The organism is Vibrio lamellibrachiae (assembly GCF_050337265.1).
Classification (GTDB): domain Bacteria; phylum Pseudomonadota; class Gammaproteobacteria; order Enterobacterales; family Vibrionaceae; genus Vibrio; species Vibrio kyushuensis.
This window is the reverse complement of sequence record NZ_JAKJSU010000005.1, coordinates 192396-209887: the sequence shown is the minus strand read 5'-3', so window position 1 is coordinate 209887 and position 17492 is coordinate 192396. Positions and strand designations below refer to the sequence as shown.

17 protein-coding genes are annotated in these 17492 nt (G+C 42.3%); 15 read left to right on the top strand and 2 right to left on the bottom strand.

Annotated elements, in window-relative coordinates; translation table 11 throughout:
* The 3 genes from vctD to vctC are packed head-to-tail and all read left to right on the top strand — an operon-like array spanning position 1 to position 2640.
* On the top strand, positions 1 to 939 hold the full coding sequence (vctD, locus tag L4C54_RS06555) for an iron chelate uptake ABC transporter permease subunit VctD (protein WP_428807542.1): 939 nt from the start codon (positions 1 to 3) through the stop codon (positions 937 to 939).
* Entirely contained in the window at positions 929 to 1879 is a 951-nt protein-coding gene (gene vctG / locus L4C54_RS06550) for an iron chelate uptake ABC transporter permease subunit VctG (protein ID WP_428807541.1), read from the top strand. Before vctD ends, vctG begins: the two co-directional genes overlap by 11 nt.
* A 5-nt stretch (positions 1880 to 1884) precedes the next feature.
* Positions 1885 to 2640, top strand: a complete 756-nt coding sequence (gene vctC / locus L4C54_RS06545) for an iron chelate ABC transporter ATP-binding protein VctC (RefSeq protein ID WP_428799993.1) — start codon at positions 1885 to 1887, stop codon at positions 2638 to 2640.
* Positions 2641 to 2672: 32 nt separating this feature from the next.
* Here vctC and L4C54_RS06540 read toward each other — a convergent pair whose 3' ends face one another.
* Positions 2673 to 3479, bottom strand: coding sequence for a hypothetical protein (locus tag L4C54_RS06540; protein ID WP_428807540.1), 807 nt, complete (start codon positions 3477 to 3479; stop codon positions 2673 to 2675).
* A 285-nt stretch (positions 3480 to 3764) separates the two neighbouring features.
* Here L4C54_RS06540 and L4C54_RS06535 point away from each other — a divergent pair, with 285 nt between their 5' ends.
* A complete protein-coding gene (locus L4C54_RS06535) occupies positions 3765 to 4427 on the top strand; it encodes a DNA alkylation repair protein (RefSeq protein WP_428807539.1) in 663 nt (220 codons plus the stop codon).
* 35 nt (positions 4428 to 4462) lie between these two features.
* On the opposite strand, the gene L4C54_RS06530 is transcribed toward L4C54_RS06535, so the two are convergent.
* On the bottom strand, positions 4463 to 5683 hold the full coding sequence (locus L4C54_RS06530) for a cyclic di-GMP phosphodiesterase (RefSeq protein ID WP_428807538.1): 1221 nt from the start codon (positions 5681 to 5683) through the stop codon (positions 4463 to 4465).
* 331 nt (positions 5684 to 6014) lie between these two features.
* Between L4C54_RS06530 and L4C54_RS06525 the strand changes: the two genes are divergently transcribed.
* From L4C54_RS06525 to L4C54_RS06475, 11 genes are all read left to right on the top strand, one after another.
* On the top strand, positions 6015 to 7013 hold the full coding sequence (locus L4C54_RS06525; RefSeq protein ID WP_428807537.1) for a succinylglutamate desuccinylase/aspartoacylase family protein: 999 nt from the start codon (positions 6015 to 6017) through the stop codon (positions 7011 to 7013).
* A 116-nt stretch (positions 7014 to 7129) separates the two neighbouring features.
* Complete coding sequence (locus L4C54_RS06520; protein WP_428799998.1) at positions 7130 to 7795, top strand: response regulator transcription factor; 666 nt, start codon at positions 7130 to 7132, stop codon at positions 7793 to 7795.
* Entirely contained in the window at positions 7795 to 9177 is a 1383-nt protein-coding gene (locus L4C54_RS06515) for a histidine kinase sensor domain-containing protein (RefSeq protein WP_428799999.1), read from the top strand. Before L4C54_RS06520 ends, L4C54_RS06515 begins: the two co-directional genes overlap by 1 nt.
* Before the next feature lie 230 nt (positions 9178 to 9407).
* A complete protein-coding gene (locus L4C54_RS06510) occupies positions 9408 to 11516 on the top strand; it encodes a TonB-dependent siderophore receptor (RefSeq protein ID WP_428807536.1) in 2109 nt (702 codons plus the stop codon).
* A gap of 198 nt (positions 11517 to 11714) precedes the next feature.
* Positions 11715 to 12482, top strand: a complete 768-nt coding sequence (locus L4C54_RS06505; RefSeq protein WP_428807535.1) for a DUF3450 domain-containing protein — start codon at positions 11715 to 11717, stop codon at positions 12480 to 12482.
* The gene (locus L4C54_RS06500) at positions 12482 to 13864 is read left to right on the top strand and encodes a MotA/TolQ/ExbB proton channel family protein (protein ID WP_428807534.1); all 1383 of its coding nucleotides are present in this window, start codon (positions 12482 to 12484) and stop codon (positions 13862 to 13864) included. Before L4C54_RS06505 ends, L4C54_RS06500 begins: the two co-directional genes overlap by 1 nt.
* A 56-nt stretch (positions 13865 to 13920) precedes the next feature.
* Positions 13921 to 14442, top strand: coding sequence for a MotA/TolQ/ExbB proton channel family protein (locus tag L4C54_RS06495; RefSeq protein ID WP_428807945.1), 522 nt, complete (start codon positions 13921 to 13923; stop codon positions 14440 to 14442).
* Positions 14439 to 14843 (top strand): ExbD/TolR family protein, encoded by a 405-nt coding sequence (locus tag L4C54_RS06490; protein ID WP_428807533.1) that lies wholly within the window; start codon positions 14439 to 14441, stop codon positions 14841 to 14843. The genes L4C54_RS06495 and L4C54_RS06490 overlap by 4 nt, the downstream gene beginning before the upstream one ends.
* Positions 14843 to 15463 (top strand): energy transducer TonB, encoded by a 621-nt coding sequence (locus tag L4C54_RS06485; RefSeq protein WP_428807532.1) that lies wholly within the window; start codon positions 14843 to 14845, stop codon positions 15461 to 15463. Before L4C54_RS06490 ends, L4C54_RS06485 begins: the two co-directional genes overlap by 1 nt.
* A complete protein-coding gene (locus L4C54_RS06480; RefSeq protein WP_428807531.1) occupies positions 15460 to 16632 on the top strand; it encodes a tetratricopeptide repeat protein in 1173 nt (390 codons plus the stop codon). Before L4C54_RS06485 ends, L4C54_RS06480 begins: the two co-directional genes overlap by 4 nt.
* Before the next feature lie 215 nt (positions 16633 to 16847).
* On the top strand, positions 16848 to 17474 hold the full coding sequence (locus L4C54_RS06475) for a PepSY-associated TM helix domain-containing protein (protein WP_428800006.1): 627 nt from the start codon (positions 16848 to 16850) through the stop codon (positions 17472 to 17474).
* The last annotated feature ends 18 nt before the right edge of the window (positions 17475 to 17492 follow it).

Below are 17492 nucleotides of genomic sequence, written 5' to 3'. Positions count from 1 at the left end.
GTGAAAAGGTTATTGCTTGGTATGTTGATATTAAGTGCTCTATCGCTCTTTGTCGGTGTTGGAGACTTATCGTTCATATTACTTGTTAATGGTGACCCCGATGCGTGGGCGCTGTTGTTCTTAAGCCGCGTCCCAAGGCTGCTCGCTATTTTACTTTCTGGTGCAGGGCTTAGTATTGCTGGCCTTATCATGCAGCAGATCAGTCAAAATCGATTTGCTGCACCATCGACATCTGGCACCATCGAGTGTGCAATGTTTGGTTATGTGTTAAGTCTTGTGCTCTTTGGGAATGGTAACAATATCTGGCTGATATTTGTGACAGCGATGCTTGGCACACTAATCTTCATCCAGTTTATTCAGCGTATTCAATTTAAGAACGCGATTTTTGTGCCACTCATTGGTATCATTTTTGGCAATGTTGTGCAATCTGCTGCGAGTTTCATTGCTTACAAATACGATGCGGTTCAGAACATGTCTGGGTGGGCGGTTGCCAACTTTGCTAATATTCTTCAAGGGGACTTTGAACTACTTTACATCGCACTTCCTGTTGCCATCTTTAGCTATCTATATGCTGCTCGTATATCGGCGGTGGGTATTGGTAAAGAATTTGCCACTAACTTAGGGCTAAATTATCAGCAAGTGGTCGTTATTGGCGTGATACTGGTTTCGGTTATGTCCGCGACGGTGGTAATGATCGTTGGTCAGCTTCCATTTCTAGGGCTGATAGTGCCAAATTTAGTCAGCCACTATTTTGGTGATAATTTAAGAAAGAATATTCCGCTCACTGCGTTGCTTGGTGCAATCGTGGTGCTTGTCTGTGATTTGGCAAGTCGCATGATTATATTTCCATATGAAGTTCCTATTTCGATGATCATCAGTATGATTGGTGGAGGCGTATTTATAACGTTGATTCTGCGAGGTCAAAAGAGTGCAGGATAAAACGAAATTAATACTACTATCACTGTTTTGTGTCGTGTTTACTTCACTATTTATTGGCTTAGGTTTAACAGCAGATAATTATCAATACTTCCTTTCTAGGCGTGTTCCTAAAGTGGTTGCGATGATATTAGCTGGCATTGCGATCGCTCAATCGTCGCTGGCGTTTCAAACCATCACCAACAATCGGATATTAACGCCAAGTATCATGGGGTTTGACTCCCTTTACTTGCTTACACAAGTGATTGTAGTAGCGCTGTTTGGCGGTTTTAGCGTTGTTGTTCTTAACGAATACATCAATTTCGCTATTTCTGTTGTGATCATGTTGGGTTTTTCACTGCTGTTGTTTTATTTTTACTTCAGAAGCGGAAAGCACAATTTGATAGCGCTGCTATTGCTAGGTGTGATCCTTGGCCAGCTGTTTTCAAATATCTCTTCATTTTTAATTATGTTAATGGACCCCAACGACTTCGCTTCAGTGCAATCGAGTATGTTTGCCAGTTTTAATAATATCAAAGTGGAGCTGGTCTATTTATGCGTGCCGATCTTGTCGATTGTGTGTATTAGCTTATATCGAATGCATTTTCAGCTTGATGTATTTTGGTTAGACAGAGACAACGCAATTAGCCTTGGGGTAGATGTTCGTAAGGTGACAATGCGAGTTCTGGTACTTTCAGCGGTACTCATAGCCATATCTACCGCATTAATTGGCCCAATCATGTTCTTTGGTATTTTAGTAACCAACTTGACTCGGGAGCTGTTCAGCACCTACAAACACAGTGTTTTGCTTATTGCATGTTCTCTTTCTGCGGTAGCGGCTTTGCTTAGCGGGCAGTGGGTCATCGAAAATATATTTAGCTTCTCGACAACGCTAAGCGTGGTGATTAATTTTATTGGTGGTGTCTATTTTCTTTCGATGCTACTTCGTAACAAAGTGACTTAAACTTTATGATCAAACTGAAAAACCTGACCAAGGCATTTGGTGAAAATAACGTCGTCGATGATGCGAGTGCGGAATTTGAAAAAGGCAAAGTAACGTCAATCATAGGCCCCAACGGTGCAGGTAAAAGTACCTTACTTTCAATGGCGAGCCGTTTAGTTTCAAAAGATCACGGTCAGGTTATTGTCGACTGCAAAGAGATTGCAGAGTGGGACACTAAAGAGCTGGCAAAAAGACTTGCGGTTCTTAGGCAATCAAACAGTGTAACGATGCGCTTTACCGTTCGCGAAATGGTTTCATTTGGGCGTTTCCCATATTCGCAGGGTAAGTTAAATAAGCATGACGAGAGTGTTATTGAGCGGGCAATTGATTATCTTGACCTACGTTTGATTCAACATAAGTATCTGGATGAACTCAGTGGTGGTCAGCGTCAGTTAGCTTATATTGCGATGGTGATTGCCCAAGATACCGATTACGTGTTTTTAGATGAACCGCTTAATAACCTCGATATCAAGCACTCGTTGCAGATCATGCGCAATATTCAGAGGTTGGCACACGAGATGGACAAAGCCGTGGTTGTGGTCATTCATGATATCAATTTCGCAGCCTGCTATTCCGATATCATCATTGCTTTAAAGAGCGGAGAAATCGTGGTAAATGGCAAGGTAGAAGATGTGATTCGCTCTGATGTTTTGGCTGATATTTACGAAACGCCATTTAATATTGTTGAAGTAAATGGCCAGCGTATGTGTACTTACTATTAAGTGTTGAACTCGGTATCTGTTATCAAGCGCTATTATTGCGAGTAGACTGGCACGATTACTTTAGCGTGATTGATAGCGAAATCGCGAGCCGATTTTTCATCTTCTCTTAGGGCTATTTCAGACACTCTAGGAACAACGACTAAGATCACTTGTGCACCTTCAATGACGTTATCTGTACGTTCACCATCTTGGTTCATTTTATACGCATCGATATAGACAGTCAGTACCGTAGGTTTCGTATCATTATTGAATATTCGAGATGAATCAAGTTGGTGGACTGCGCCCCAAATAGTATTGAGTGGCTTTTCTTGTGCACTCGGAAGGAATAGGTCGTAGCTACGAGCTGGTATGGAAATGTTATCTAGTGTTGTGGTAAGTCGATTGTTGACGTATTGACCATAGATAAAAGGCTTTCCTTCTAATTTCGAATGGCTACTAACGTTGTTTTTCTTACTGTTAGATGAACTGATGCTAGACGTATCATTGCATGAACTCGCCTGAGGTTTTTCTGAGTAATGGCGATAGCTAACACATGCAAACTCTCCAACGATATTTTGAATTCCTCGAACCAATGAAGAATTTACATAAGCGTTGAGTTCATACTCTCCTAATTGTTCGACTTCTTTAAATAGATCGGCACGATGATCTTTGAATTTTTGATTATAACGAAGAGGAATAAAGCGATTTTGTTCAATGGCGAGTTTAACTACATTATTCGTATCAACGAGCCGAGTTCCGTTGGAATCAATCGTTGTAGAACTAAGGCTAGGGTAGTCAGCGTAGCTTAGTGGCGACAAAAGCAGGAATGATAGTGGAATAAAGTGTCGTAACTTAAGCATATAGCCTCGTTATAATTGGATGCAGAATAACCTAAAGTTCAATATGCATCCTATCCCACTATGTTAGCTAGAAAAAGGCTCCAAGTCACGGAGTTATAAAATCAAGGTTTAAGAAGATATGTTTGAGCATTCGAGTTTCGAGCTATTGATTGAATACTGGAGGACAAAACTACAAGGACTGCAGTTTAAAGTGTATGGTGCGAACTGTACTCTCAACAAAGAATTAGGTTACTTATGCATGATCTGGCCAGTCAATCACCACCTAAACATTATTGGGTTCAAAGTGTGAAAAACGCACTTATTCCCCTAGCCAACGCTGAAAATGCCAGTTTTATGAAGTCTTACATGCGTGATCAATATGCGTATTTTGGCATTCAATCTGGACCACGCCGGACAGCTTTGAAGGAGCTTTTCACTAAGAGTGTACTTCCATCAATTGAGGAGCTACCGGCTGTAATCGATGAGCTTTGGGCTATGCCTGAACGAGAATTTCAAATGGTGGCGGTAGATCTTCTTATCAAGCTAAAAAAACAGTTACCCACAACCATGTTGGTGGATCTAGAGCGTTGGATCACGACAAAATCGTGGTGGGATACCGTTGACATGCTTGCCACACATATCGCTGGTACTCTGTTTCTCAACAATCCTGATGAAACAGGAGAATATATTACCAAATGGCGAAATAGCGATAACATTTGGTTACGACGAACAACGTTGCTCTTTCAGCTAAAATACAAAGATAACACTGACCCTGAGCTTCTGTTTTCGCTGATTCGAGAAAACCAATCGGATAAAGAGTTTTTCATTCAAAAAGCGATTGGCTGGTCTCTTCGGGAATATTCAAGAACGGACGCGAATGCGGTCGTTAATTTTATTAGCACCCAAGATATTCAAGGGTTAGCACACAGAGAAGGGCTCAAATTACTAAAGAAGGCAGGGAAAGTCTAAGTTACTCTCTAGAACCCAAATGCCACCATGCCTGATTACTCGTAAAATGGGGTTGGGTCCACTTTGATAGATGATGGAGATATTGCTCTTTCAATCTTTAAATTACTGCTCTTAAGGTCGACGAGCGCAACATCGGTAAAACGTTTGTATTTATTTGAATAAAAGCACTTCACTTCGGGCTTTAGCGGCTGTGAGGGATTTGACGTCCAAACAATGGCCACTCTGCCATCTGAAAGTTCTATCAATGAGCCAACAGGGTAAACACCTATACAATTAATAAACTTGTAGACCAATTCTGAGTCGAGGTGAAATGGCGTTAAGCCAAGCATGATTTTAAAGGCTTCAGCAGAACTCATTCCTTTTTTATAACAACGGTCAGCGGTCAGCGCGTCGTAAATATCAACAATACATGCCATACGCCCATGCTGCGGTATCTCTTCTCCTTTGAGGCCAAGAGGGTAGCCATTACCATCGAGTTTTTCGTGATGCATCAAACAGACATCGCGGCTAACGTCACTAAGACCTTCGATATCGAAAATCAATTTACCAGCAAATACTTGATGCAGCTTAATATGCTCAAATTCATCTGGCGTCAACTTAGCGGGTTTATTTAGAACTTCATTCTTAACTTTGGTTTTCCCAATATCATGAATGAATCCTCCAATAGCCATCTGTTTGAGTAAGGCCTTGTCTAAATCCAAATGTTTACCAAACGTGACGAGCAAACAGGCTACATTAACAGAGTGCTCTAACAAATATTCGTCTTTTTGCCTCAAAGCCGACACACACCTTAGAGCATCGGAATCGACGAGAAGAGACTCAATAATGTTCTCTGCGAGTTCGTCAATCTTATCGAGTTCGATTACCTTGCCTTCAAAAGTTTGGCTCATCACACGATTAGCTAACCCTCTAGCATCATCAATCAGTTTTTTCGCTTTTTTTTGATTAGCGTGGCGGCTATAGGTTTTTGGTTTTTTCAGTTTAGTTGGTATAGCAGAAGAGGCGGCTTGCGTGTTTTCACTTTCAACTTGCGCAGCTTGAATAGGCTTTATTATACAGCCATCTTTCGATAGTTTAGGGTCTACCCAAACAAATTTAATACCGTTGCTTACTAACTGGTTAATAGCCGACGCGGAAGAGACTCGTCCTGCATTAGACAAGTTCACGCGCTTTGTGTTTTCTATCGCTGTTACAAACATGCCAACAGACAACGTCTCGATAGATATTTTTATGGATTCTTCAATTTTATACAGCATAGCAAAGGAAGGTTCGGGTTCTGGCGGTCACTGGTTTGATTCTACCTCTTTATAGTGTAGTAAAAATACATATAGGTTATAAAAAATTGAAGATAATATGATAAATCTATCAATAGTGAGATCTGTCATAACTTAAGGAAAGATTATGTGATTGATAATTCACCAGATGATGTTTGAGCTCAGAGTGTCGTTCGACTTATGTTAGCTAGTATTATGTGAGTAACCCTATATATATTAAGTATATACAGTGCACTTTACTGCAATTATACCTAAGCGTGATCTTCTTGTTTAAGTTAGTATGAGAGTCATGGTTTAGTAATGGAAAAGCATAATGGCCCGTTCTTTTAACGAATGTATTGTACCGATGTACCCAACCATTCAAGCATTGGATGTCAATGCTCTTGAAGCGGGTGAACATAAGTTTTGGTTTGCGGTTGCGACCGATGCTATTGGCCATCCTCAAACCTTAGCGGTTAGAGTTTTTAAGGGTAAAAAATCGGGTAAGCGAATAATGATTACGGCCGGTATCCACGGAGATGAGCAAAACGGTATTTTAACCGCTCAAAAGTTAGCAAGAACGTTAGTAGGTAAAGATCTTGCTGGCTCGGTCATCATAGTACCCACGGTGAATCTTTCAGGTATTGCTCGCCATAGCCGAGATTTCCATTCAGCGGCACCCGATAGCTCCTCAGCCAACCTAAATCGTGTATTTCCAGGCAGTTCTACAGGCGATGATGCCAGTCGCTATGCTCATAGTCTGTGGGAGAATTTATTGAAACCAAATGCTGACTTGGCGATTGACCTTCACTCTCAGACGAGTGGTTCAACGTACCCACTTTATGTCTTCGCAGACTATCGATTGGAAGACTCGATTCGCATGGCAAAGCTCATCAGCCCAGACGTTATTCTTAATGACCCTGGTGATCCGGGCGTTCTTGAAACGGTTTACAATCGAGCCGGTATTCCATCGATTACTATAGAAGTGGGTGTTGGTCGCTATACCGATTTAGAGATGATAGATCGAGCCACTCAAGGCGTGCTCAATATTCTTAAATCGTATGAAATTCTATCTGGTGAGATTGAATCAGCTCAAGTTCCCTGTATTGAGGGCAATGAGATTATCAGCGTACGAGCTAAACAAGGTGGTTTTGTTATTTGTCACGTCGAGTTGATGGATACAGTAAAAAAAGGGCAGATGTTAGCCAAGCAGTACAATAGCTTTGGCGATGAAGTGGAAATTTATACCGCCCCCATCAATGGCACGGTGATCAGCCATAATGTTGAATCAGTGCGAGCACCGGGTTCCTTGGTCGTAAGATTGATACGCTAAGCCGTTATGTAAGTTATCCTCATTCTCCCTAGAATTGGGTGATACAAGATAAATGGTTGTATTTGATATAACTGATAATTAGAATGCGAACCATTATTGTTTAATGGTGCGCAATTATGTCACGTGTTTTAGTTGTCGATGATGATATTCAGTTATGTGAACTTCTTAGTGAAGTCCTTGAAGAGGAGGGCTATCACGTAGATTCAGTACACTGCGGTGAAAGTGCATTAGAGTTTATTCAAAGTAATCCCGTCGACTTAGTGTTACTTGATGTGATGCTCCCTAATTTGAGCGGCCTTCAAGTTGCTCGTCGAATCTGTCAGCGATTCGCCACTCCAATCCTAATGCTCACAGCCCTCAATGATGAAGCGTCAATGCTAGATGGTTACCAAGCGGGTGCGGATCAATATATTGCAAAACCGTTTAAGGTTCCTGAGTTATTAACTCGAATCAAAGTTATATTGCGTAGAGTTGGCTTAGAAAAGCAAAGGCAATCTATCGCCACCAATAATAAGGGATTAAACGAGCAATTATCCCGGTTACCGTTAACGGGTACAGAATCTGAATTGTTAGATTACTTAATCAAAAACCACGGTGTGGTGGTTTCAAAATCTGATTTACAAGTGAGAGTGTTAAAAAAGGAACTGTGTCCTTTTGATAGAAACTTAGATATGCACATCAGCAATATTCGTCGCAAATTAGTGCAAGCAGGGCTTTCTAAACAACATATAAAAACGGTGCGAGGCAAAGGGTACAGTTATTTAGAAACGGTTGGGGCTTAATGAAAAACTGTATTCGATGCCCTGAATTTATTGCTAAACGAAAAGACGGGTTAACCTTTAAGCTCTTTAGCTACCTAACGGTCATTCTTGTATCAATATTGATTCTTCAAGGGCTTGCAGAAAAAGCCTTGATGAAGGCTCTTCTTAAAGTTCCACAAACCGTCAAGGTAGACATGTTAGATATGGCATATCAAGCTAACGTGTTAATCGAAGAGGGGGACATGGATGAACTGGCGGATTGGGCCAACGCTCAGCCGTATTACTTATTTGTGCTGGATGCAGAAAATCATCCAATTACACATAGAAATATGCACCCTCACTTTGAATTCAAGCTTCGGTATCTACGTGATTTAAATCATCAGCTAGATGCCCGTGTTAATAAACCAATTTTTGGTATCAAGTTAGTTCAAAATAAAACACTGGTGATTCAACTACCTCATCAGGTCCACCCAGCTCAACATTTCTCTTTGTATTTTTCACTGATCAAAGCCTTTATTGCACTCGTAATCTTGACCTTATTTTCAATCATCATGGCGAAGAGTCTTCAACAGCCTTTGGATAGATTACGAGAAGCGAGTAGAAGGCTCTCAAAGGGCGACTTTTCAGTGAGTGTTGTTTCGGAACTAAAATCAAAGACACGTGAGTTCAATGAATTGGCACAAGATTTCGATCATATGACTAATGAGATACATTCACTCGCAGAGAAGCAGCGTAGGCTCATCAGAGATGTCTCTCACGAATTAAGAACACCATTAGCAAGGCAAAACCTCGCACTGCATTTACTCCGTAATAAAATCCCTAGCAATGAGCAGTACTTACTTGATCGTTTAGAGAAAGAAACCGAAGAAATGAATGATTTGGTTGGGGAGATTTTGGAATTCAGTCGATTAGAAAATTCTCGATACGATGCGAAACTGACCCTTGTTCAGCTAGAGCAATATTGTTCTTTACAAGTCAATCAGATGCAGGCTGATGTGAAGCCTAATCAAACGCTAGTAATGAATGACCGGAATGACCTAACCAACTTTGTAAAAGCGGATGAACGTCTATTGTTACGAGTGCTTGGTAACTTAATCGCTAATGCCGTTAAATATGCAGGGGAGGAAGCCGAGATAATAGTTTCTTGTTTTGAAGCTACTTATGCCAAGCGCTGCAGCGTTATAACTATAGAAGATAACGGACTAGGCATTCCAGAAAGCCAACTAGAACGGATATTTGATCCATTTACACGCTTAGAGTCAGCGCGTGACAAGCAATCTGGCGGTTACGGTCTCGGGCTTGCGATTGTTAAAGAGGCGATGGTTCTGATGCAAGGTCAAGTTATTGCTGAAAATAGAAAAAATGGTGGACTGCGGGTCAGTTTATTGTTCCCAATTGATTAAAAATGGCGCTTTATAGCGCCTTTTTTATATCTGATGGCGTGTTGTTAGATTGATTGGTGAATCTTTACAAAAATTTACGAATGCAAAGAATGTAAATTTAATGCAAATGGTAATAATTATCACTTATATTCACCTCCGAAATAATTCAGTGGTACCGGAAACGGATTAACAGGAAGAGCTCATCAAATGAGCCGAAACCTGAACAATAATAATATCGGAGATAAAGGATAATGTTTTCAAAGAGCCCATTGGCTTTAGTAATTGGCGCCGTACTTGCCTCGCCTGTAGCTTTAGCAGATTCAGTAAAAACAGATGAACATATGGTTGTCGAGGGGCGTGAGTATGGCTACAAAGCCGACACCAACTCAACGGCAATGCGTATGGAAGCGACTCAGCTAGAGACTCCAGGACAAGTTTCCGTTATCGATGAGAAAATCATTGATGAACAACGCGCAAGCACACTTGGTGAAGTTTTGAAGAATGACGCTTCTATTTCAGCGGGTTCAAAATCGACCAACCGTGAGCGTTTCAACTTACGAGGCTTCTCTTTAGACAGTGGCTCAAGTTACCTACGTGATGGTGTTCAACATTGGTCTCACTATCGCCAACCTGTTGAGTTGTTGGAACGCGTAGAAGTATTAAAAGGCCCTGCTGGTTTACTGTACGGTGAATCAACTCCGGGTGGCTTAGTGAATATGATCTCTAAAAAGCCAACCTATGAGACTCAAGTGAGCGTGAGTCAAGACCTTGGTTCAGACAACTATACACGTACTGTTGCAGACGTGAGTGGTTCATTGAACGAAGCTCAAACACTAAGAGCTCGTGCGATTGTATCGCAAGAAAATCAAGACTCTTGGCGTACACGTTTCGATGGGACTGATGTAGAAACTGAGCGTTTTGTTGGTGGCCTTTTTGTTGATTACGATATTAACGACGATGTTATGCTTTCTCTTCATTACGACCGTACTCAAGAGCTTGGCGATTTAGACAATGGGTCGAAAATTGACACGACGACTGGGGAAGTCATTGACCCTAGTATCGTGAATGATCAGCGCTTTGCACAAACTGACAATGATATTGCGAATTACGGCGCAGCGATAACTGCGAGCCTAAATGACACTTGGTCTGTGAAAACGGGCATCAGCCGTCAGTTTTACGAACGTCAACGTACTGAAGCAAATAACACAGTTCGCCAAACGGGTTCAGACTACGGTTATAAAGTCTCCGATCGTCATGACGAGTGGACATTCGATACTGCGTACGCAGATTTTACGGGTGATTTTGATGCATTAGGCGTTAATCACCGTTTGCTACTTGGTGTGAACGGACTGCACTACGACTACAAACAGCTGTACTACTCTGATTACGCGTGTGTGAACTCGACTGAAGCTGATGCAATTAAAGAGTGCGGCAATGGTTTCGACAAACCGTCTGATATCCATTACAGCAATGACACATCAGGCCTTTCACACTCTGAAAGCAAACACTACGGCTTTTATGTACAAGATCTAATAACGATCAATGATCAATGGCAGGCGCTTGCGGGTGCTCGTTTTGCTTACGATAAAACAATCAGTAGCAGTGGCTCAGAAGAGAGTTACAACAACATTTTGCCAAAAGTCGGCGTTATTTATTCACCAGCTGAAAATGGCTCTATCTACGCCGTTTATTCTGAAAGCTTTGAACCCGTTGGTGAAATCACGGACCAAGACGATGTGAATTATGGTCAAAAGCAGGATGCTCAGAAAGGCACGCTTTATGAGCTAGGCTCAAAGTGGGAGTTGTTCGACGAGCGTCTATTAGTCTCTGGTGCATTGTTCCAAATTACCCAATCGAATATGCAAGTAACAGAAGACTTGGATCCAAATGGTGATAGCACTCGTACGACGCAAGTGGGTGAGCAAGTTCATACTGGTGCGGAACTGTCAGCTACTGGCTACATCACTAATGAGTTCTCATTAAGTGCTTCAACAATGTTCTTAGATGCAGAGTACAAAAACGACCCTGAACTTGAAGGTAAAACGCCTGCAGACGTACCTGAATTTACCGCGAGTATTTGGTCTACGTACGCGTTCAATAATGGTACTGATGTTAACTTAGGTATTTACCATGTTGGTGAGCGTTACACAGAAAGTGCTAATGAGTTTAAGAAAGATGCCTACACACGTGTAGATATGGGTATTTCACATACGATTAAATATGACGACAACCTAGATTTCGTTGCGCGTTTTAATGTAGAGAACTTGTTTGATACAGAGTATCTAGAAGGCGGCAGCACAAGTGGTGTTGTTGTTGGAGAAGGCCGTAACTATATGGCAACACTCCAAGTTAAATACTAAGTATATTTACTGTCGAATTTAGTCAGCTTTGAGTAAGAAGCTTTAATAATTCAAGTATCGGGGAAGGGTAGCACCTTCCCCATTTGCGCATTTGTTGTTAAAGCGGCATGAATAGCCTTTTATTTCTAATAATTGCTGCTGATAGACATCAGTCAATGACTTTATCTGTAACCTTTTCACACGTAATCAAATACCACTATGAACCCTCTTAAAACCAGCCTTACCTTTCTGATGTGCTCAATGGCAACGTTTGCGACAGCGAATAGCCTAAGTCAGGCACAAGCGATACAAAATAAAACGAACACTGCTTCTGCATCGAGCCAGAAAGTGATTAATCAGAGTGCGGAAGCGGCACTAAGCTTAAAAGCCGAGATAGAACAATTACAAGAGGAGGTGAAAAACCTCGAGATCTACCATAACCATCTCGCTGCGTTAGTGGATAGCCAAAACAGTGAAGCCGTCAATATAGAAGAGCAAATTGACCAGATAAAAGTGACGCGTCAAGGGGTTGTACCTCTGATGTATCGAATGATTGATGGCCTTAATATCATCATTGAAGACGATGCCCCATTTAAGCGTGAGCAACGTTTAGCGCGAGTCGAGAAATTAACCACAATGATGGCTCAAGCTGATGTGAGTGATGCTGAAAGGTACCGCCGTATTTTAGAGGCTTACCAAATTGAAATGGATTACGGCACCAAGCTGGGTGTTTACCAAGGCCGTGTGACGCTAGGTGATTCACAAAACATTAAGGCAGATATTTTACATTTAGGCCGTGTGTCTTTAGTCGCTCGAAACCTGAAAGGCAATCAATATTGGACCTGGAACAAGAATTCAGAGCGCTGGGTTGACGTTGATAGTGGCATGAAAGGTGAGTTGGATAAGGCGTACGAAGTAGCTAACCAACAAGTCGCGCCAAGTTTGATCATGTTACCTGTTTCTCTGAATATTGCTGAGGCCAAATAATGAATTTAAAACGATTAGTTACTGTGAATTTTACGGTATCAACCCTGTGCCTTTTATCCCTATCGTTCAATAGCTTTGCTGAAACAGAACTTGTGGCCCAATCAAAGGCAGAAAATAAGCACCAGCAACAACACAACGCACAGCGTGAAACTGGTTTTAAACTCACAGAAAATGAGTTACTTACGCTGAAATCTAAGATTGAAGCTCAGCGAGTGTCACTTCAATCCAAAACGGACGCTCTTACCGTTAAGTTTAGCGATAACGAAAACAAACTGGCTCAATTAGAAGAGCAGCTTCGCCTTGAAACAGGCAGTCTTGGTGAGTTATTTGGTGTTGTTCGTCAAAATGCCAAAGAGCTGGGCACTGAACTTAACACCAGTGTGACTAGTGTTGATCGCGGTGAACATACTGCAATAGTCGATCAAATCATCGAAGCGAAATCTTTACCATCAATGTCTCAGCTAACAGGTTTGTGGCTAAGCATGGTTGACCAAATTCAAGCAAGTGGCGAGCTAAGTGAAACGCAAATTCCTTTTGTTGATGGCGAAGGTAACACGCACACCATTGACGCTGTACGTTTAGGCTCATTAGGTCTTATTACTGAACATGGTTATGTAAATTGGAACGCCAACCACAATGAGGCTATTGCTTATTTAAAGCAGCCGGGCAACGGCCCAATTCTAAGCAGCCTATCTGCACTTGAAAGTGGTGGCGTTTCAAATGTCGTCTTGGATCCTTCGCGAGGGATAATGCTTGAACAACTTGCTTTATCGCCAAGCCTTATGGATCGCCTTCAAGCGGGTGGGGTCGTCGGCAGGGTTATTATCGGGTTATTGGTTGTTGGCTTAATTATCGCTTTGTTCCGTGGTGTTTCGCTTGCTATGGCAAGTCAGAAAATACGTAAACAATTAAAGAACCCGACTCAACCAAGTAACAATCCTCTTGGGCGTGTTCTCGCTGTCTATGATAAAGAGCAAAATCGCAGTGTGGAAGCCCTCGAGTTACGTTTACTGGAAGCTGTTGTCGATGAACAGACTCATTTAGAGAAAGGGCTGTCGATGCTCAAACTCTTGGCGGCGTTAGCTCCGATGCTGGGGTTACTTGGTACGGTGACTGGAATGATTGAAACATTCCAAGTGATCACACAGTTTGGTAATGGCGATCCGAAAGTGATGGCTGGTGGTATTTCAATGGCATTGATTACAACGGTACTTGGCCTTGTTGCGGCTATGCCTCTGCTGCTTGCTCACAACATTTTGAGTACCCAAGCGGAAAACATTCGCAATACTTTAGAGAAGCAGGGTATCAGCCTTATCGCGGAACAGGCAGAAAAAGACACTAAATCACATTCTCCTGCATCCTCACTCGAGGTAGCGGCGTAATGAGTGCTGTGTTATCAGAGAGTTTGTTATCAAGCTCTCTTTTCGCTGACGTATGGATGAATAATAACTGGTTTCTTTCGCTGTCTCAATTTATGCAACAAGGCGGCTTTGTTCTGTGGTGGTTAGCCGCTGTGGTCTTGCTTTATTGGTTTCTGGTTATCGAACGTGTTTTGTACGTGACGCTTTACTTCCCAAAGCAGCGCCAGTTGTGGGTTGATAAGTGGCATGAACGTATGGACCACTCTTCTTGGCATGCTCGCTCAATAAAAGAGGGGTGGTTAGGCGAAGCCCGCACATCGCTTCAACAGAACTTAAGTTTCATAAAACTGCTCGTTGCACTTTGCCCAATGCTTGGATTGCTCGGTACTGTAACAGGGATGATTTCAGTCTTTGATGTGATGGCAAACCAAGGCAGTAGTGACCCTCAGTTGATGGCATCGGGTATCTCACTTGCAACATTGCCTACCATGGCAGGGATGGTCGCGGCTTTAGCTGGAATGTTCGTGCATGCTCGGCTATCCAAAAAATGTAACTTATTAGAACTGAAATTAGAAAAATCTTTAAGGAGTCAACGATGAGACTCGGTAGACGGCATAACCAAAATGATGAAGCGCAGATCGATCTAACCTCCATGCTTGATATTGTTTTTATCATGCTAATTTTCTTCATTGTAACCAGTTCATTTGTGCGTGAGTCAGGTGTCGAAGTGAATCGCCCTCAAGCGTCTAATATAGTCAGCCAGAAAGACGCGGGTATTTTTGTCGCGATAACTTCGGCAAACGATATTTACATAGATAAACGCATGATTGATGTTGAGCGCGTTCAAGCCACATTGGAGCATTTATTACTTGAACAGCCAGACGCTTCTCTTGTGATTCAAGCGGATGAACATGCTTATAACGGCACCGTTGTAAAAGTGATGGACGCGGCAAAAGGGGCGGGTGTTAAAAACATTGCCTTGGCTGCGGAGAAGCAATAATGGTTCGTTATTTACTAGCGCTGCCTTTGGCGGCGATCTTTGGTTTGGCTCTGTTCTCTTTCATGGCTTGGATGGTGGATAATGGACATCAAAGAGCACCTAAGGGAGCTGAAGCCTTAAGCTTCAACATGGTTATGGTCGAAGCGGAGATGGAAGTCCAGCGCCGACAACGAACGGTTCCTGAACCGCCTAAAGCCCCTGAAATACCGCCAGAAGCTAAAGTTTCTCACTCTAAAGCAGAGGTGACCCCGATAACAGCAATGTCGTCATTACCATCACTGGGTCTAGACACTGCAATAGATGGCTTGGCGATCAATACACCTACCTTTTCAGATTTTGGCGCTAATCAGCAGGCATTACCACTGTACCGTGTAGAGCCTCGTTACCCAGCTAAGGCATTAAAACGCGGGGCTGAAGGCTTTGTGATTATGCAATTTACGATTGATGAGATGGGTCGCCCAATCGACATCCACGTTCTTGAAGCCAACCCAAGACGTATGTTTGAAAGAGAAGCGATACGAGCGCTAAAAAAATGGAAATATCAGCCGAAGGTCATTGATGGTAAATCCATAGCGCAGACAGATCAAACAGTAAGACTGGAGTTTAAATTAGCCAAATGATGAAGCGGATATTTATTAGTCTTGCAGCGGTATTGATTTCACTGTCTGCAATAGCCAGTGAGCTGAGTCAATATACAGCGGTGCGGGTTCAAAAAGCACATCAGCTCGCCCAAGATGAGAAAGTGACTGAGGCGATAGAAACGCTAAACAAACTGGATCTTACGCGTGCCTATGACAAAGCCTTTGTTGCTCGGATGTTGGGTGTGTTTTATTGGCAAAATGAGCAAACTAAACTGGCGGTCAAGCAGTTAACTTACGCTGTAAACAGTGGGTTGCTGACGGATGATCAAGCTTGGATAACCCAGAGAATGTTGGCCGATGTGCTGCTTAACGAACAGCAGTTTAAGCAGGCGTTACCGCACTACTATGCCTTAGTGAAAAGTGTTCCTGACACTCAAAAAGAAGACGAGTTATGGATGCGTTTAGCCCAAGCGGAATATCAAGTTGAGAATTGGAATAAAACCCTCTCGGCGTTAGAGCAATATGAGGGCTTTGAACATCCTAATGCATTACCACCCTTATCTTTAAAGTTGGGGGCTCAACTTCAACTGAAACAATGGAACAGTGCCATTCCAACATTAGAGAAGCTCATTTTACTGCAACCTGAGAAATCAAATTGGTGGCGTCAACTTGTCGGCTTACAACTGCAGTTAGAGGATGATAAAGCGGCGTTAGATGCTTTATCACTGGCTAAGCTAAACGGAGTCGAGTTAACACAATCAGACCGCCGATTACTTGCACAGTTGTATGCCAAGCAAGACATTCCTGAGCGTGCCGCCATAGAACTCAGTGAATTGGAAGGAGCGAACAGTGATGAGAAATTACTTGCTGAACAAGCGACCTACTGGCAGCTCGCGAAAGAGTGGGACAAATCGATTCAAGTTTGGTCTTTGGCATCAAAAATAAATCCAAAATACCATTGGAATGTCGCACAGTTATTGGTGCAAGAAGGTCATTATCGTCAAGCACTCAAACAACTTGATCGGGTGGAAGCGAAGGATAAACAAGCGGATATTGCTTTAGCTAGGGTAAGGGCTTTGTATAAGCTCAACAAGTTAGAAAATGCGTTGATTCAAGCTAAGCATGCAAACAATGTGGAGCCGTCGACAGAAGCGAAAGGTTGGATAAAGTACTTAATTCAACTACGTACTATGGACGCCAGTTCGTAGTGGCCCAGTTAAAAGGGGGTAGTAAATTTTTCTTTAATATATTGATTTTTATATTAATTTGAAATCATGGGCATGGACTTGCTAGTACCGACATTAACCGCTCACCATGAGCGTTTTTTTTACATTTAAAACAAACGTAAACAATGTAAATTAAATGCCAATACGAATGATTATCACATAAATTAACGTCGAATATTTAATGGGTAACTCGTTTTATGGTGTTAAAAAACAGAGCCGTCCAGCTTTGGGCTCGTCGTCTTCATATCTACATATCTATGGCTTTGTTGCTGGTCGTGCTGTTCTTTTCCGTAACCGGGATTACTCTAAATCGTCCTCAACTATTCGAATTGAATGAACCAAGTATTGAACAGTTTGAGTTGGCTCTCCCTGCTTCAATTTTCCCTATGAAAGACGGAAAAATTCAATCTAATAAAGCACAATTAATTGACTATCTGAGAGATGCAGGTGTGTCCGGTATTGCGTCGAACTTAGATGTGTATACCGAGTATGAAGATCATGAGCTTGTCATTGGAGAGATGACTCTTGATTACAAAGCGCCAGGTTATAACGCCGCAGTTTTTATCGATTTAACAACGTATACAGCAGAAGTTGAAACCACCGATTACGGCACCATCGCTTTGCTTAATGATCTGCACAAAGGTCGCAACAGTGGTGAGGTCTGGCGGTGGTTCATCGATATTACGGCGTTACTTATGATCTTTTTTGTCCTCACCGGTGTGTGCTTACTGGTACCCAAGAAGAAGACCTTTGCGACGTCCCTTAAATGGACGATGTTTGGCTCTGCAATTTCCCTCGTTATTTACTTAGTTGCCGTGCCTTAAGCGCACCACTGTAGAAAG

What these genes read in the sequence shown, in the direction of transcription:
- L4C54_RS06480 (WP_428807531.1), top strand. Translation starts at nt 15,460, where the DNA reads ATGATGAAGCGGATATTTATTAGTCTTGCAGCGGTATTGATTTCACTG.
- L4C54_RS06530 (WP_428807538.1), bottom strand. Translation starts at nt 5,683, where the DNA reads ATGCTGTATAAAATTGAAGAATCCATAAAAATATCTATCGAGACGTTG.
- L4C54_RS06490 (WP_428807533.1), top strand. Translation starts at nt 14,439, where the DNA reads ATGAGACTCGGTAGACGGCATAACCAAAATGATGAAGCGCAGATCGAT.
- L4C54_RS06485 (WP_428807532.1), top strand. Translation starts at nt 14,843, where the DNA reads ATGGTTCGTTATTTACTAGCGCTGCCTTTGGCGGCGATCTTTGGTTTG.
- L4C54_RS06515 (WP_428799999.1), top strand. Translation starts at nt 7,795, where the DNA reads ATGAAAAACTGTATTCGATGCCCTGAATTTATTGCTAAACGAAAAGAC.
- L4C54_RS06500 (WP_428807534.1), top strand. Translation starts at nt 12,482, where the DNA reads ATGAATTTAAAACGATTAGTTACTGTGAATTTTACGGTATCAACCCTG.
- vctC (WP_428799993.1), top strand. Translation starts at nt 1,885, where the DNA reads ATGATCAAACTGAAAAACCTGACCAAGGCATTTGGTGAAAATAACGTC.
- L4C54_RS06520 (WP_428799998.1), top strand. Translation starts at nt 7,130, where the DNA reads ATGTCACGTGTTTTAGTTGTCGATGATGATATTCAGTTATGTGAACTT.
- L4C54_RS06510 (WP_428807536.1), top strand. Translation starts at nt 9,408, where the DNA reads ATGTTTTCAAAGAGCCCATTGGCTTTAGTAATTGGCGCCGTACTTGCC.
- L4C54_RS06525 (WP_428807537.1), top strand. Translation starts at nt 6,015, where the DNA reads ATGGCCCGTTCTTTTAACGAATGTATTGTACCGATGTACCCAACCATT.
- L4C54_RS06475 (WP_428800006.1), top strand. Translation starts at nt 16,848, where the DNA reads ATGGTGTTAAAAAACAGAGCCGTCCAGCTTTGGGCTCGTCGTCTTCAT.
- L4C54_RS06505 (WP_428807535.1), top strand. Translation starts at nt 11,715, where the DNA reads ATGAACCCTCTTAAAACCAGCCTTACCTTTCTGATGTGCTCAATGGCA.
- L4C54_RS06540 (WP_428807540.1), bottom strand. Translation starts at nt 3,479, where the DNA reads ATGCTTAAGTTACGACACTTTATTCCACTATCATTCCTGCTTTTGTCG.
- L4C54_RS06495 (WP_428807945.1), top strand. Translation starts at nt 13,921, where the DNA reads ATGAATAATAACTGGTTTCTTTCGCTGTCTCAATTTATGCAACAAGGC.